At 32.6% G+C, this 15,595-nt stretch carries 13 protein-coding genes; 5 read left to right on the top strand and 8 right to left on the bottom strand.

What is annotated here, in order from left to right:
- Window positions 1-94 precede the first annotated feature (94 nt).
- The 8 genes from groL to miaB form a co-directional block, all read right to left on the bottom strand.
- Window positions 95-1,729, bottom strand: coding sequence for a chaperonin GroEL (gene groL, locus QNK89_RS06235; protein WP_340170156.1), 1,635 nt, complete (start codon window positions 1,727-1,729; stop codon window positions 95-97).
- A gap of 78 nt (window positions 1,730-1,807) precedes the next feature.
- The gene (locus QNK89_RS06230) at window positions 1,808-2,086 is read right to left on the bottom strand and encodes a co-chaperone GroES (protein ID WP_340170155.1); all 279 of its coding nucleotides are present in this window, start codon (window positions 2,084-2,086) and stop codon (window positions 1,808-1,810) included.
- A gap of 209 nt (window positions 2,087-2,295) precedes the next feature.
- Complete coding sequence (gene secG, locus QNK89_RS06225; protein ID WP_340170154.1) at window positions 2,296-2,610, bottom strand: preprotein translocase subunit SecG; 315 nt, start codon at window positions 2,608-2,610, stop codon at window positions 2,296-2,298.
- An 8-nt stretch (window positions 2,611-2,618) separates the two neighbouring features.
- A complete protein-coding gene (locus QNK89_RS06220; RefSeq protein WP_340170153.1) occupies window positions 2,619-3,545 on the bottom strand; it encodes a hypothetical protein in 927 nt (308 codons plus the stop codon).
- Window positions 3,546-4,052 carry an LptE family protein gene (locus QNK89_RS06215; RefSeq protein ID WP_340170152.1) on the bottom strand — a complete coding sequence of 169 codons (507 nt, stop codon included), beginning with the start codon at window positions 4,050-4,052 and terminating at the stop codon, window positions 3,546-3,548.
- A 68-nt stretch (window positions 4,053-4,120) separates the two neighbouring features.
- On the bottom strand, window positions 4,121-5,377 hold the full coding sequence (locus QNK89_RS06210) for a sigma-54 dependent transcriptional regulator (protein ID WP_340170151.1): 1,257 nt from the start codon (window positions 5,375-5,377) through the stop codon (window positions 4,121-4,123).
- 21 nt (window positions 5,378-5,398) lie between these two features.
- Window positions 5,399-6,364: a hypothetical protein gene (locus QNK89_RS06205; protein WP_340170150.1), complete on the bottom strand. Its 966-nt coding sequence runs from the start codon at window positions 6,362-6,364 to the stop codon at window positions 5,399-5,401.
- A gap of 9 nt (window positions 6,365-6,373) precedes the next feature.
- A complete protein-coding gene (gene miaB / locus QNK89_RS06200) occupies window positions 6,374-7,819 on the bottom strand; it encodes a tRNA (N6-isopentenyl adenosine(37)-C2)-methylthiotransferase MiaB (protein ID WP_340170149.1) in 1,446 nt (481 codons plus the stop codon).
- Window positions 7,820-8,138: 319 nt separating this feature from the next.
- On the opposite strand from miaB, the gene topA reads away from it, so the two are divergent.
- The 5 genes from topA to gldM form a co-directional block, all read left to right on the top strand.
- Complete coding sequence (gene topA / locus QNK89_RS06195; RefSeq protein ID WP_340170148.1) at window positions 8,139-10,646, top strand: type I DNA topoisomerase; 2,508 nt, start codon at window positions 8,139-8,141, stop codon at window positions 10,644-10,646.
- A gap of 5 nt (window positions 10,647-10,651) precedes the next feature.
- Window positions 10,652-11,818, top strand: a complete 1,167-nt coding sequence (locus QNK89_RS06190) for a formimidoylglutamase (protein WP_340170147.1) — start codon at window positions 10,652-10,654, stop codon at window positions 11,816-11,818.
- Window positions 11,819-11,987: 169 nt separating this feature from the next.
- The gene (gene gldK / locus QNK89_RS06185) at window positions 11,988-13,349 is read left to right on the top strand and encodes a gliding motility lipoprotein GldK (RefSeq protein ID WP_340170146.1); all 1,362 of its coding nucleotides are present in this window, start codon (window positions 11,988-11,990) and stop codon (window positions 13,347-13,349) included.
- Between the two features lie 49 nt (window positions 13,350-13,398).
- On the top strand, window positions 13,399-14,031 hold the full coding sequence (gldL, locus tag QNK89_RS06180) for a gliding motility protein GldL (RefSeq protein ID WP_340170145.1): 633 nt from the start codon (window positions 13,399-13,401) through the stop codon (window positions 14,029-14,031).
- A 49-nt stretch (window positions 14,032-14,080) separates the two neighbouring features.
- Window positions 14,081-15,595: gliding motility protein GldM (gldM, locus tag QNK89_RS06175; protein WP_340170144.1), on the top strand; the 1,515-nt coding region annotated here is incomplete at its 3' end.

The following is a 15,595-nucleotide window of genomic DNA, read 5'->3' as shown; positions in this document are numbered from 1 at the left end:
CCAGAAAATCCAGAAGCGTTTTTTTAAATTTATCTAACTCACATCATAAATTTTTCAAAGTAAGAGTGAGTAAAATGTCTACAGCGACTCGGTGCTACATCATGCCTGGCATTCCGACACCCATATGAGGCATTACACCAGCAGGAGCATCTTCTTTAATATCAATTAAAGCACACTCAGTTGTTAATATCATTCCTGCAACAGAAGCTGCATTTTCTAATGCTATTCTTGTTACTTTTTTAGGATCTATAATACCAGCTTTAAGCATATCTACATACGTTTCAGATTTTGCATCGTAACCAAAGTCTTTTTTACCTTCTAAAACCTTATTTATTACCACACTGCCTTCTCCACCAGCATTTTCTACAATAGTACGTAAAGGAGACTCAATTGCTCTGTTTACAATTTGTACACCTGTAGTTTCGTCTAAATTATCTGTAGCAATTTTTTCTAATATTTTTTTTGTGCGAACTAAAGCAACACCACCACCTGCAACAATACCTTCTTCTACAGCTGCTCTTGTCGCGTTTAATGCATCGTCTACACGATCTTTCTTTTCTTTCATTTCTACTTCACTAGCAGCACCAACATATAAAACTGCAACACCACCAGCTAATTTAGCTAAACGTTCTTGTAACTTTTCTTTATCGTAATCGCTAGTAGTAGATTCTATTTGAGTTTTAATTTGGTTTACTCTATTTTTAATTAAAGATTTATCACCAGCACCATTAACAACAGTAGTGTTGTCTTTATCTATAGTAATGCGCTCTGCAGTTCCAAGCATTTCAATTGAAGCGTTTTCAAGTGTAAATCCGCGTTCTTCAGAAATTACAGTTCCTCCAGTTAAAATAGCAATATCTTCTAGCATTGCTTTACGTCTGTCTCCAAAACCTGGAGCTTTTACAGCAGCAATTTTTAAAGATCCACGTAATTTATTAACTACTAAAGTTGCTAAAGCTTCGCCATCTAAATCTTCTGCAATAATTAATAAAGGCTTTCCTGTTTGTGCAACAGGCTCTAATATTGGAAGTAAATCTTTCATTGTAGAAACCTTTTTGTCATATAACAATACATAAGGATTCTCTAAATCTGCTATCATTTTTTCGCTATCTGTCACAAAATATGGAGATAAGTAACCTCTATCAAACTGCATACCTTCTACAACATCTACATAAGTATCTGTTCCTTTAGACTCTTCAACAGTAATCACGCCTTCTTTTCCTACTTTACCAAATGCTTTTGCTATTAAGTCTCCAATAAGGCCATCGTTATTTGCAGAAATAGAAGCAACTTGCTTTATTTTATCTGAAGAGTTTTTTACTTCTTTTGCTTGTTTACCTAAGTCTTCAACAATTGCTTTTACTGCTTTGTCAATACCTCGTTTTAAATCCATAGGATTTGCACCTGCAGCTACATTCTTTAAGCCTTCTTTTACTATAGCTTGGGCTAATACAGTAGCAGTTGTAGTTCCATCTCCAGCTAAATCATTAGTTTTTGAGGCAACTTCTTTTACCATTTGAGCTCCCATATTTTCTAATGGGTTTTCTAATTCAATCTCTTTTGCAACGCTTACACCATCTTTTGTAACAACTGGTGCGCCAAAAGAACGACTAATAATTACGTTTCTACCTTTTGGTCCTAAGGTTACTTTTACTGCATTTGCTAATGCGTCTACACCACGTTTTAATCCGTCGCGAGCTTCAATATCAAATTTTATATCTTTTGCCATATTTTTAAATTTTATTATTCCTGCGTTAGCAAGAATCTATATTAATATTTGTCTTATAAAATAATGCTGTAATCGTTATTAGATAATAGCCATTATATCTTCTTCACGCATCATTAAATAATCTGTTCCATCTAATTTAATTTCAGAACCAGAATATTTACCATAAAGTACTGTGTCTCCCACTTTAACTGTAAGTGGTTCGTCTTTTTTGCCGTTTCCAATAGCTACAACAGTTCCTTTGTGTTGTTTTTCTTGTGCGCTATCTGGAATATATAATCCAGAAGCAGTTTGTGTCTCAGCAGGAAGTGCTTCAACAAGTACACGATCTGCTAATGGTCTAATGTTTATTTTGCTCATTGTTATTTTTTTTACTCTGTTCTATAACAGAAGGATTATTAATTTTCTTAAAATTGTTTATGCTAAAAATGTGCCATTTGCTAGTAACTGACAAATTTACAGACTTAGTTTAAAAATATATAGAAACAAAAAATGCCAACTGTTGAGTTGGCATTTTTTGTTTCTATATATTAATGTGCTTAAACTTCACTATCAATTATTTTGTTGTATCATCTGCTTGCTGGTTCAGGAGCAGGTGTTACAGGAGTAGAAATTGCATCTGGATCTAAAGCTTTAGAATCTGCAGAAACTCCACTACGAGTAATAGTTAAACTTGAAGCTAAAATTAATGCCACTAAAATAGCACCTAATGACCAAGTACTTTTATCTAAAAAGTCTGTTGTTTTCTTAACACCTCCTAATTGTTGAGTTCCACCTCCTCCAAATGAAGAAGATAATCCGCCACCTTTTGGGTTTTGTACCATTATTACGACAATTAGCAAAAATGCTACTACTACGATTAATATTAATAATATTGTAAACATGTTATTATTTAATTATTTTGTTCTTGTAATTCTTTTATTGCTTTAATTTGGTCTGCAAAGAAACCACTTTTTTCTGGATATTTCAAACTTAATATTTTATAAGATTGAATTGCCTTTTTATAGTTTTTTTGTTCAAGGTAAATACGTGCTAAAGTCTCTGTCATTAAGGATTCAGGCTGTATCATTTGTGCCTTAGCGATGTTTTGGTTTGACCCAGATGTTTTTTTGGCAGCTAACTTTGGACTTTTTTCTATAAACTTTTCTATAAGGTCAAACTTTTTTGCTCTTGCTAATTTACTTTTAGAAGCTTTTGTTTTGCTTTGCTCAGGTGTGTTCTCGACAGATTCCTCTTCACGATCAATAGGAGTAAAGCGTGTTAAGCTTAGCCACTCGTTAAAAGAATGGGTTTCGTTTTTATCAAATTCAAGAGGCTTGCCAATACTTAGAACACCTTCTGGTTTTATTTTTTTTTCAGTTTCTGTTATAGAAGTTTCAGTTTTAAAATTGGCAACTTGCTCGTTCTTTATTTTAGGTTGAAACAGTTCTGGATCTAAAGTGTCTTTTGTGTCTTCAATTTGTTGCTTTAAAGCACTATCTATTGCTACACTTTTTTTAACCGAAATATCTTCAACATGTACTTTAATATCTAGTAAATGTGCAGTGTTTTGTTTAATGGATTGTGATATTTCATTTTGAGCAAAGGTTTCTGAAGTAATATAATCGAACAATATACTTCTGTCTGTTGTATAAGCTGCTGTTGTTTTTAAGGCATTATTGTATTTAAAGCTTTCAGCATTTTTTAATCCTTTAAGATATAGTGCTCTAGCAGATTGAAAATATGGAAATGCTTCAACTACAATTTTTAAGTCATCGGTTTGAGACTTATTTATAAGTTGTGGTGCTGTTATAATATTTAAAAACTCAGTTTGATTCATCTACCATTTTGCTAAAGATGCATTAAATATATCTTGTGTTATACGCTCAAAAATTTCTGCAAGAGCAGTGTCTTTTATGCTTCCAGAAAGTAATGAGCCTCCTTCATAATCATAGAAGAAAGAAAAGTTTTTTTCAAAGTCATCATCTTCTGCTTTTTTATTATAAAAACGTACACGAACACTAACAGAAAGCCTGTTTTGTGCAGCGGTATTATTGGCAGTTGCTGTAGTAGGAGAAATTCGATATTCTGTAATTTCGCCTTCGTAAACTAAATCTCCATTAGAGTTAACAAGCTCTAAATTGGTTTGGTTTTGTATTAAATCTTGTAAAGCAAGTGTAAAATCTCTATCGACTCCTGGTTCTATCTGTGCTGCAGTGTTTTGAAAGTAATTAACTTGAAAGGATTTTACATCTTCGCGAATGTTAGTTCCAGATAGAGAATAATAACCACAACTAAAAAAAGAAATTGTTACAATTAATGTAAGAATGTATTTTATGTATTTCATCTTTTGCTCGCCAAAGCGAGAGTCTTTTTATTATTATTAAGACAGGTTTATTTTAAAATAACGAAAAACTACAAATCAAATTGTTTAATTTTTCTGTAAAGTGTGCGTTCACTAATTCCTAATTCTTCTGCCGCTAATTTGCGTTTTCCACTGTGCCTATCCAAAGATTTTTTAATAAGCTCTAATTCTTTATCATGTAAAGATAAGGTTTCTTCCTCCTCTATTTCTTCGGCAAAATGATACTTGTCATTAGTTTCTGCAGTGTAGGTTTTTGTGTTTTCAGATTTTTGCGGAATAGCCAATACTTGTAAGTCTTCTAAGTTTTCTTCTGTATCATTATCACCATAGATCTTTTCAATTAAACCCTGATTGTCTTCTTGAACATCTTTAGCATTTCCGTTTTTCATTAACTCCATTGTAAGCTTCTTTAAATCATTTAAATCGGCTTTCATATCGAATAAAACTTTATATAAAATTTCGCGTTCGCTACTAAAATCACTTTCAGACTTTGTATTGCTAATTACAGCCGGTAAATTACTGTTTCCACTTGGTAGGTAGCCTCTTAAAGTATCTGCTGAAATTGCTCTGTTTTGTTCTAAAACAGAAATTTGTTCTGCCACATTTCGTAACTGCCTAATATTACCACTCCAACGAAATTTTATCAAATTCTGTATTGCATCGTCTGATAATTTAATAGTTGGCATTTTATATTTTAATGCAAAATCACTAGCGAATTTTCTAAATAGTAAATGTATGTCTTCTTGACGTTCACGAAGAGGAGGGAGGTTTATTTCTACGGTACTTAATCTGTAATATAAATCTTCACGAAACTTTTCTTTTTTAATAGCCTCAAACATATTTACGTTTGTGGCAGCAACAATACGCACATTTGTTTTCTGTACTTTGCTTGATCCTACTTTTATAAACTCACCATTTTCAAGTACACGTAATAAACGTACTTGTGTTGTTAAAGGTAATTCTCCAACTTCGTCTAAAAAAATAGTACCTCCATCTGCAACTTCAAAATAACCTGAACGTGAAGTTGTTGCTCCTGTAAAGGCACCTTTTTCATGGCCAAAAAGCTCGCTGTCTATTGTGCCTTCTGGTATTGCTCCACAGTTTACAGCAATGTATTTATTGTGTTTTCTGTGTGAGAGTTGATGTATTATTTTTGGAATACTCTCTTTACCGACACCGCTTTCTCCTGTAACCAAAACAGATATATCTGTTGGTGACACTTGGATAGCTTTTTCTATAGCACGATTTAAAGTAGCGCTATTTCCAATAATACCAAAACGTTGTTTTGTTGCTTGAATAGATTCCATATTCTTTTTTACTGTGCTTATTTAGTTTACGTAGTTAAAACGCTCATCTATAACAAAAGATAATCCACCATCATTATTATAAGAGATATCTCTTATAATTATTCTGTTATTAGCATCGTATTGTAGAATAAAATTAAAAGTATCACCATCTATGGTTGTTCCACTCCAGTTTCTTGTAGAGTGAAAATGTACAAGTGGAGAACCAATTTCATCATCATACTCATCGCTTAAAAATGATAATAAGTATTGCTCATCATAAACAACTTTTAATGGGTTGTCAAAAGTGTCGTAATTAAAAGATAGTGTTCCTTCTCTATCTCCTGTTAATAAACTGCTAGAAACATTACCATCACCATTATAAGTTAATTCTTCTTTTTGTATACTCATAGAGTTGTCAAAAGATTCTTTTTTAATTAATCTTCCAGATCCGTCTAGAGTAAATACCGTTTCTATTGTAGAATTTACTACAGTTCTAGTAATTATAGAACCATTATAAGTGAAATTATAAACATATCCTTCATCAAAAGAAGGGTCTTCTTGGTCATAGTAATTATGAGTTATTTGTGAAATATTATTATTCATATTTGTAATAAAATATTCATTTGTAACAACACCTGAAGGAGTAGTGCTAATATCGCTAATAATTTGTCCAAAACCGTTTCTAGTAATGGTTTGGTTTTCTGCAACTGTTGGAGATCCAACAACTGTTAGTAATATTTCGCTAGAAGTAATTATGTTATTAGTTATAGTGATATCGCTGTTTGTTATTGTTTGAATTGGAAAACCAAAGAAAGATAAACTAATATCTGTGTCTAATTCGTAAACAGATAATGCTAAATCTGTGCTTCCGCTTCCTGGATCGTTAGGATCTGTTGGATCTGTAGGGATATTGGGATTATTTAAAACGTTAAAATCACCATCTAAAGGTTCATTTTCGCAGCCTGTAAACAAGGCTAAAGTAAATACTATTGCTATTAATTTTTTCATAATATTTATTTAATTATTTGTTGAAAGCCCAACAGCTTCACCTATTAGTGTCGCTTTTGTGCAATCTGTTACTTTTACTTTTACAAAATCACCAATATTATAGTTTTCCTTTGGAAAGACTGCTACAATACTATGTTGACTTCTTCCGGACCATTGGTTTTTAGATTTTTTAGATTCTTTTTCTATTAATATTTCTATAGTTTTACCTAAAAATTCACGTGTTCTATATTCACTATGTTGTAATTGAAGTGCAATAATTTCACTTAATCTTCTGCTTTTTGTCTTTTCAGGAATATTATCTTCAAATTTTCGTTCGGCAAGTGTTCCAGGTCTTTCTGAATAAGTATACATGTAACCAAAATTATATTTTACATACTCGAGTAAACTTAAAGTGTCTTGATGGTCTTCTTCGGTTTCTGATGGGAATCCAGCAATCATATCCTGGCTAATAGCACAATCAGGAATAATATTACGAATATTATCTATAAGTGTAAAATATTCTTCTCTAGTGTGTAAACGATTCATCTCTTTTAAAATTCGATTACTTCCACTTTGAACCGGTAGATGAATATGATTACATATATTATGGAATTTCGCCATAGTATTAATAACATCTAAGCTCATGTCCTGAGGATTAGAGGTAGAAAAACGAATGCGCATTTTTGGTTGAGATTCGGCGCATAATTGAAGTAATTTCGAAAAATCTACAGCTGTAGCTTTTTGTATTTCAGATGCTTTTATAAAATCTTTTTTCATGCCTCCACCATACCAAAGATAACTATCAACGTTCTGGCCAAGTAAGGTAATCTCTTTAAAACCTTTATCCCACAAATCGTTTATTTCTTCTATAATACTTTGTGGATCACGACTGCGTTCTCTGCCACGGGTAAAAGGAACAACACAAAAGGTGCACATGTTATCACAACCACGAGTGATAGAAACCAATGCCACTACACCATTGCTGTTTAAGCGTACTGGAGAAATATCACCATAAGTTTCATCTTTAGATAGCACAACGTTTATGGCATCGTGCCCATCCTCAACTTCTGCTAACAGATTTGGTAAATCTTTGTATGCATCTGGTCCAACAACAAGATCTACTATTTTTTCTTCTTCTAAAAATTTACTTTTTAAACGCTCTGCCATACAGCCCAAAACACCAACTTTCATTTTAGGGTTTATGCGCTTTACAGCATTGTATTTTTCGAGACGTTTTCTAACGGTCTGTTCTGCTTTATCTCTAATAGAACAGGTGTTTACTAGAACCAAATCTGCGTCTTCAAGCTTAGTTGTGGTATTGTAACCTTGCTTATCAAGAATAGAGGCAACAATTTCACTATCACTAAAATTCATTGCACAGCCATAGCTTTCGATAAAAAGCTTTTTTGAGTTCTTTTTACTTTGCTCTAAAATAAGAGCGTCTGCTTGTTTACTTTCGTCTATTGTTTTTTCCATAAATCTATTGAAAACAGTATGGGTCAAGTTTTGTGCCTTTTTTTAAAAGCAATTACAAAGATATATTAATTTATAGATTATGACAATCTGACAGTGTGTTAAATTTTTAATAACATCTAAAAATTAGAAATTGACAATATAATTGATGGGTTAAGAAAATAGAATTTTAAAGAAAATAAAAAGTTTAAAACAATAAAAATAAAGCCCTTTTTATGGCTCAAATTTTAGTGATCTATAATTTATATTCAGATTGATTTGAATTTAAATTAGGTTCATGTTTTTTTTTTGGTATACATTTGTAAATTCAAAAATCCAAAGAATGGCGAAGAATTTAGTAATAGTTGAGTCACCTGCAAAAGCAAAAACAATCGAAAAATTTCTTGGAAAAGACTTCAAAGTAGAATCGAGTTATGGACACATTTCCGATTTGCCTTCCAAAGAATTAGGTGTAGATGTAGATGGTGATTTCGATCCAAAATATCAAGTATCATCAGATAAAAAAGCAATTGTAAAAAAGTTAAAAGAATTAGCTAAAAAAGCAGAAATGGTTTGGTTAGCTAGTGATGAGGATCGAGAAGGAGAGGCTATTGCATGGCACTTAGCAGAGTCTTTAGATTTAGATAAGGAAAAGACAAAAAGAATAGTTTTTCACGAGATTACTAAATCTGCAATACAAAAAGCAGTAGAGAATCCTAGACAAATAGATTACGATTTAGTAGATGCACAACAAGCACGTCGTGTATTAGATAGAATAGTAGGTTACGAATTATCTCCAGTACTTTGGAGAAAAGTAAAAGGAGGTTTATCTGCAGGAAGAGTGCAGTCTGTTTCTGTAAGATTAATTGTTGAACGTGAAAAAGAAATTAACGATTTTAATGCTGAAGCATCATATAGAATTGATGCCGAGTTTTCAAATGAAGATGGACAGTCCTTTAAAGCAAAATTGCCAAAAGCAATAAAAACAAAAACGGATGCTTTAAAGTTTTTAGAAAAAAATGCGAATACAACATTTAAGGTTTCAGATTTAGAAAAAAAACCAGCAAAGAAATCGCCTTCAGCACCATTTACAACTTCAACATTACAACAAGAGGCTTCAAGAAAACTTTATTTTTCAGTAAGTAAAACCATGACAATGGCACAACGTCTGTACGAAGCTGGTTTAATTACTTATATGAGAACAGATAGTGTAAACCTATCTAACGACGCTAAGCAAGGCGCAGCAAAAGAAATTGTTGATGCTTACGGAAAAGAATACGCAAAAGAGCGCAACTATAAAGGAAAGTTTAAAGGTGCGCAAGAAGCACACGAAGCTATTAGACCAACAAATTTTGCATTACATACTGCTGGCTTAGATTACGATCAAACAAGACTTTACGAGTTAATATGGAAACGTGCAATCGCATCACAAATGAGCGAAGCACAATTAGAACGTACAAATGTAAAAATAAATGCAGCTTCGCATAATCAGACTTTTACAGCTAATGGAGAAGTGATTACTTTTGATGGATTTTTAAAAGTTTATTTAGAAAGTAAAGATGATGAAGACATAGAGCAACAAGAAGGTATGTTGCCAGCCATGAAAGTTGGTGAAACATTATTAAATAATAATATTACAGCTACAGAACGTTATACAAGAGCACCTTATAGATTTACAGAAGCATCGCTTGTAAAGAAACTTGAAGAACTTGGTATTGGTAGACCATCTACTTATGCGCCAACTATTTCTACTATTCAAAATAGAAACTATGTAGAAAAAGGAACAATAGAAGGTGTAGAGCGTAACTATACACAATTAGTTTTTGAAAATGGAAATGTAAAGGATAATTTATTAACCGAAAAAGTAGGCTCAGATAAAGGAAAGTTAGTGCCTACAGATATTGGTATTATTGTAACTAATTTTCTAGTCAATCATTTTGAAAGTATTTTAGATTACAGTTTTACTGCAAACATAGAGGATCAATTTGATGATATTGCAGATGGTAAGGCAGACTGGAAAGATGTTATGAAAACTTTTTATAAAGATTTTCATCCTAAAGTTGTCGATGTTCAAGAAAATGCAGAAAGAGAATCAGGTGAGCGTATTTTAGGTGAAGATCCAAAAACAGGAAAACGCGTAAGTGTGCGTCTTGGTAAGTTTGGGCCCATGGTGCAAATGGGTATGTCAGAAGATGAAGAAGGTCCTACATACGCAAGTCTAAGTCCAGATCAACAATTAGCAAGTGTCACTTTTGAAGAAGCAATGGATTTATTTCAGCTTCCTAAAAACTTAGGAAAGTACGAAAAAGAGGAGATTGTAGTAAATAACGGCCGTTTTGGACCATACGTTAAATTTGGTGATGCTTTTGTGTCGCTACCAAAAGGAACAGATCCTTTAGCTGTAGAGTTAGATGATGCTATTGTGTTAATAAAAGAAAAACAGAAAGCTGATGCTCCTATTTACACTTACAAGGATTTACCAGTTCAAAAAGGTAAAGGGCGTTTTGGTCCATTTATAAAATGGAACAACATGTTTGTAAATGTAAATAAAAAATACGATTGGGATAATTTGTCTGATGATGATATAGTAGAACTAATAGAAGTTAAAATTCAAAAAGAAATAGATAAAGTTATTCATAATTGGGAAGAAGAAGGCATTCGTTTAGAAAAAGCACGTTGGGGAAGATTTAATATTCTACAAGGAAAAGTAAAAATAGAACTACCTAAAACAACAGATGCTCCAGCTCTAACTTTAGAGCAAGTAAAAGGTATTTTGGAAAAGAATGCTCCAAAAAAGAAAACTAGAAAAAAAGCTGCAACTAAGAAGAAAACAGCAACTAAAAAGAAATAGTTTATATGAATTTTAATTTTTTATCTCCAGTTTCAGATGCGGTATTAGCTCATAACGAGTTGTTATCTATGCAAGCGCTAGGAAGAAAATTAAAAATTCACACAAACCAAAATGGTATTCCTGACCTAGAAGGAGTTTCAGTTGCTCTAATAGGAGTTTTAGAAAGTAGAAACGATATTAATTATATTGGAGAAGAATTTCAACTTAACGAAGTTAGAAAATCCTTTTATGCATTATTTCCAGGAAGTTGGAATACAACTATTGTAGATTTAGGGGATATTAACAAAGGCGAATCAGTAGAGGATACCTATTTTGCTCTAAAGACTACGGTTTCTATACTAATTCAAAAAAAAATAATACCTATTGTTTTAGGAGGTAGCCAAGATTTAACATACGCGATTTATCGTGCTTACGATAATTTAATGCCAATGGTTAATATTGTAAATGTAGACTCCTGTTTCGATCTAGGTGATTCAACAAAGGCAATAAAGAATAATAGCTTTGTTGGTAAAATAATACTAGACCAACCCTATAACTTGTTTAATTATGCCGCTTTAGGATATCAAACTTATTTTAATTCTCAAGAAGAAATAGATCTAATGGAGTGTTTGTATTTTGAAGCCTACAGGTTAGGTGAGATGTCTAACGATATTACTCTTGCAGAGCCAGTTATGCGAGATGCTAATGTTGTAAGCATCGACTTAGGAGCAGTAAAAGCCTCAGAGGTAAGTTTAAAGCAACGTTTATCTCCAAATGGTTTAGATGGTAAAGAAATTTGCGCTATTGCTCGTTATGCAGGTATAAGTAATAAGGTGTCTGCGTTTGGTGTTTTCGAATATAAACCATCTTATGATGACGAGGTTACAGCAATGTTAATATCTCAAATGTTATGGTATTTTATAGAGGGTGTTAACTGTAGAGTTAAAGATGACGACTTTTTGGTTGATAATAATCATCAAAAATTCACTACTTTAGCAGACGCTGAAGAATTAGTGTTCTATAAAAGCACTCAAACAGGTCGTTGGTGGATAGAAATACCTTTTTTAGCAAATGTTAATAATAAATTAAAAAAACATACGTTATTACCTTGCACGCACAAAGATTATATTGATGCATGTAATGGAAAAACACCAGCTAGATGGTATAAAGCATACCAAAAAAACAGTCTATAAGTGTAAGGAATAGTTGAATTTTAACACTTTGTTAATCGTTAAAAAGTAATTTTATTACGATGAAATGTAATTTTTTTCCTTAAAAAAGTTGTTTTTTAGAAAATATATAAATATGTTTACGCTCTTGAAAATTTAGGAGTATATAATTAACCTCGAGTTTATAATGAATATGAAGAAGTTTGTATTATTAACAGTAGTTTTAGCACTTTTAACCGGTTGTGGTTCTAAAGATAGAGGCCAGCTAGTTGGTGTAAAAGGGAAAAAGTGGCATCCAGAAAAGCCTTTTGGTATGACTTTAGTTCCAGGAGGAGCATTTATAATGGGTAAAGCTGATGATGATTTAGCTGGAATTCAAGATGCACCTGCAAAGACAGCAACTGTAGCATCATTTTACATGGATGAAACAGAAATCACTAATAGTGAGTACCGTCAGTTTGTGGAATGGGTTAGAGATTCTACAATAAGAACAAAATTAGCAATCTTAGCAGATGAGGTTGGTGAGACTCCTGGTACTGGTGGTATTGGTGACTTCGCATTTAAAGATGCTGACCCAGCTAACATGACGCCTTACGAGCAATATATGCTAGATAATTATAGTGGTCTTGGTGAAACAGGTTACGAGGGAAGAAAACTAAACTATGATGTAGATTTAATTTTTGATACGGCAGAATATCCAGACGAATACTATGTGGAAGTTATGGATACTATGTATTTACCATTAGAAGAATCTTACAATGGACAAAGAACTTGGGATGTTACTAAGTTTAAGTTTCAATATACATACATGGATATTCAAAAAGCTGCTAAAGATAGAAGTTTAAGTAGAAAAGATGTTATAGTAAAAGAAGAAGTTGCAATTTATCCAGATACTACAGCTTGGATTAGAGATTTTGCATATTCTTACAACGAACCAATGCATAACGATTATTTCTGGCACGATGCATATGGAGATTATCCAGTAGTTGGTGTGTCTTGGCAACAAGCAAAAGCATTTTGCGAGTGGAGAACTCTAAAACACAATGCTTACAGAAAAGAAAGAAAAACACACAATGTAAGTCGTTATAGATTACCTTCTGAAGCTCAGTGGGAATATGCGGCAAGAGGAGGCTTACAAGCGGCAACTTATCCTTGGGGAGGACCTTACGCTAAAAACGATAGAGGTTGTTTTATGGCAAATTTCAAACCATTACGTGGAGATTATGCAGCAGATCAAGCATTATACACAGTAGAAGCCGATGCTTTTGAAGAGAATGATTTTGGTCTATACAATATGGCAGGAAATGTTTCAGAGTGGGTAGACTCATCTTACGATCCTGCATCTTACGAATACATGTCTACAATTAATCCTAGTGTAAATGAAGCAACTAACCAACGTAAAGTTGTAAGAGGTGGTTCTTGGAAAGATACAGCATATTACTTACAAGTAAGTTCAAGAGATTACGAATATGCAGATTCTGCAAGAAGTTACATTGGCTTTAGAACAGTACAAGATTACATGGGAACAGATGTTACTGCAAATTCACAACAATAATTAAATTAACCTAAAACAAATAAACTACTTAAATTAAAACTTAGAAATTATGGCACAAAAAGGTAAAATCACAGTAACTAATATGATTTATGGATTAGGAGCAGCAATTGTAATTGTTGGAGCTCTTTTTAAAATTCAACACTGGCCATATGGTTCAGAAATATTAACATTAGGTATGATTGTGGAAGCTTTAGTATTTACATATTCAGCATTCGAAAAACAACAATCAGATTTAGATTGGTCTTTAGTTTATCCTGAATTAGCTGGAGGAATGACAACTAAAAAAGGTAAAAAAGAAGAGCCTAAAGATGCAGAAGGTTTATTATCTCAAAAATTAGATAACTTATTAAAAGATGCTAAAATTGATGGTGAATTAATGGCAAGCTTAGGTAGTGGTATCAAAAATTTCGAAGATGCTGCAAAAGGTATCTCTCCATCTTTAGAAGCTATGTCTGCAACAAAAAAGTATGGAGAAGAAATGTCTCTTGCTGCTGCACAAATGGAGTCTTTAAACAGTTTATATAAAGTGCAAATGGAGACTGCTAGTCGTCAAGCTACTATTAACGAAGAGTCTGTTGAAAATGCAAACAAGTTAAAAGAGCAAATGCAATCTTTAGCATCAAACTTATCTTCTTTAAACGGAGTATATGGAGGAATGTTAACTGCAATGAACAAAAACTAATTAGTAATTAGGTATCACTAAATTAATAACTTATAAAAGCTAATTAGATATGGCAGGAGGAAAAGCATCTGCAAGGCAGAAAATGATTAACTTGATGTATTTAGTATTCATCGCAATGATGGCTATGAATATGTCAAAAGAAGTGCTTTCAGCATTTGGTTTGATGGAAGCAAAGTTTGCAACTTCAAACGAAACTACCACAGAAAGAAATGACAAATTACTTGCGGAACTTGATGGTAAAAGTGAAGAAAATCCAAAAGAATTTAAAATTCCTGCAGCAAGAGCTCAGGAAGTAAAAATTATCTCAGATAAATTTTATAAATATATTGAAACTCTTAAAAGAGATTTAGTTAAAAAAGGAGGTTATGAACTTGACGAGACTGGTAAATTACCTTTCGAAGCAATGGATAAAACCGATATTTTAGACGAAGCTTGGTTTACTGGAGATCGTTTAACGAAGAAAGGTGAAGAAGTAATGTCTAATATTAATGAATATAAAGCTTCAATTAATGCAATTCTTTCAAAAGACGAAAGTTATAGAGGAAGAGCTCAAGCTTTTGAAAAAACGTTTAGCACTGAAAAAGTTGAAAATAAAGATGGTATAAAAATCGATTGGCTAGCATATAACTACCAAGGTTTCCCAGCCATTGCATCTTATACAAAATTAACTGCTATACAGAATGATGTAAAGGTGAATGAATCTGATATGTTTAGTTTGTTTTTAGGAAACATTGTATCAGAAGCTACAACTCTTAATAACTACAAAGCAATTGTATTAGCTGATAAATCAGCATTCTTTGCAGGTGAAAAATTTCAAGGACGTGTTGTTATTGGTAAATATGCAAACGTTGCACCTACTAAATTAGTTGTTCAAGGTAAAGAAATTGATTTATCTAAATCTATTGATTCTACAGGAGCAGCAACATTAGATTTTAATGTTGGTAATGTTGGTGAGCATGATATTGAAGGAAAATTTACTTTTATCGAGAATGGTAAAGAATTAGAAATTCCTATTGTTAACGCAAACTACGTTGTAGTACCAAGACCAAATTCTGCAACTATTTCTGCAGATAAAATGAATGTAGTATATAGAGGTGTAACTAACCCAATGACTATTTCTTTTGCAGGTGTACCAGATAATAAAGTATCTGCTTCAGGTACAGGCTTAAGTAAAGGATCAGGTACAGGGAAATACAACATGGTGCCAACTTCTGGTAAAGAAGTTACTATTAGTGTTAGTGCAACTTTAGATGATGGATCTAAGGCTTCAGATAAAGCAGTATTTAGAATTAAAGACATCCCAAAACCTACTGGAGAACTAGCAGGTATGTCTAACGGTAAATTACCAAGAAACAATGTTGCTATTGGTACTGTTAAGGCTGTATTAAAAGACTTTGATTTCGAATTACCTTTAACAGTGACTGGATTTAAAATTAAAGTACCAGGACAACCAAGTATTACTGTAAGTGGTAGTAAAATGAATGGTCAAGCAAAAGCAGCAATTAATAAAGCAAGAAGAGGTGACGATGTTACTATATTCGAAATTAAATCAAGATCTAGTGGA

This window comes from Lacinutrix sp. (genome assembly GCF_037625555.1).
Classification (GTDB): Bacteria; Bacteroidota; Bacteroidia; order Flavobacteriales; family Flavobacteriaceae; genus Lacinutrix.
Note: the sequence above shows the minus strand (reverse complement) of the source record. Positions and strands in the feature narration are given on the sequence as shown.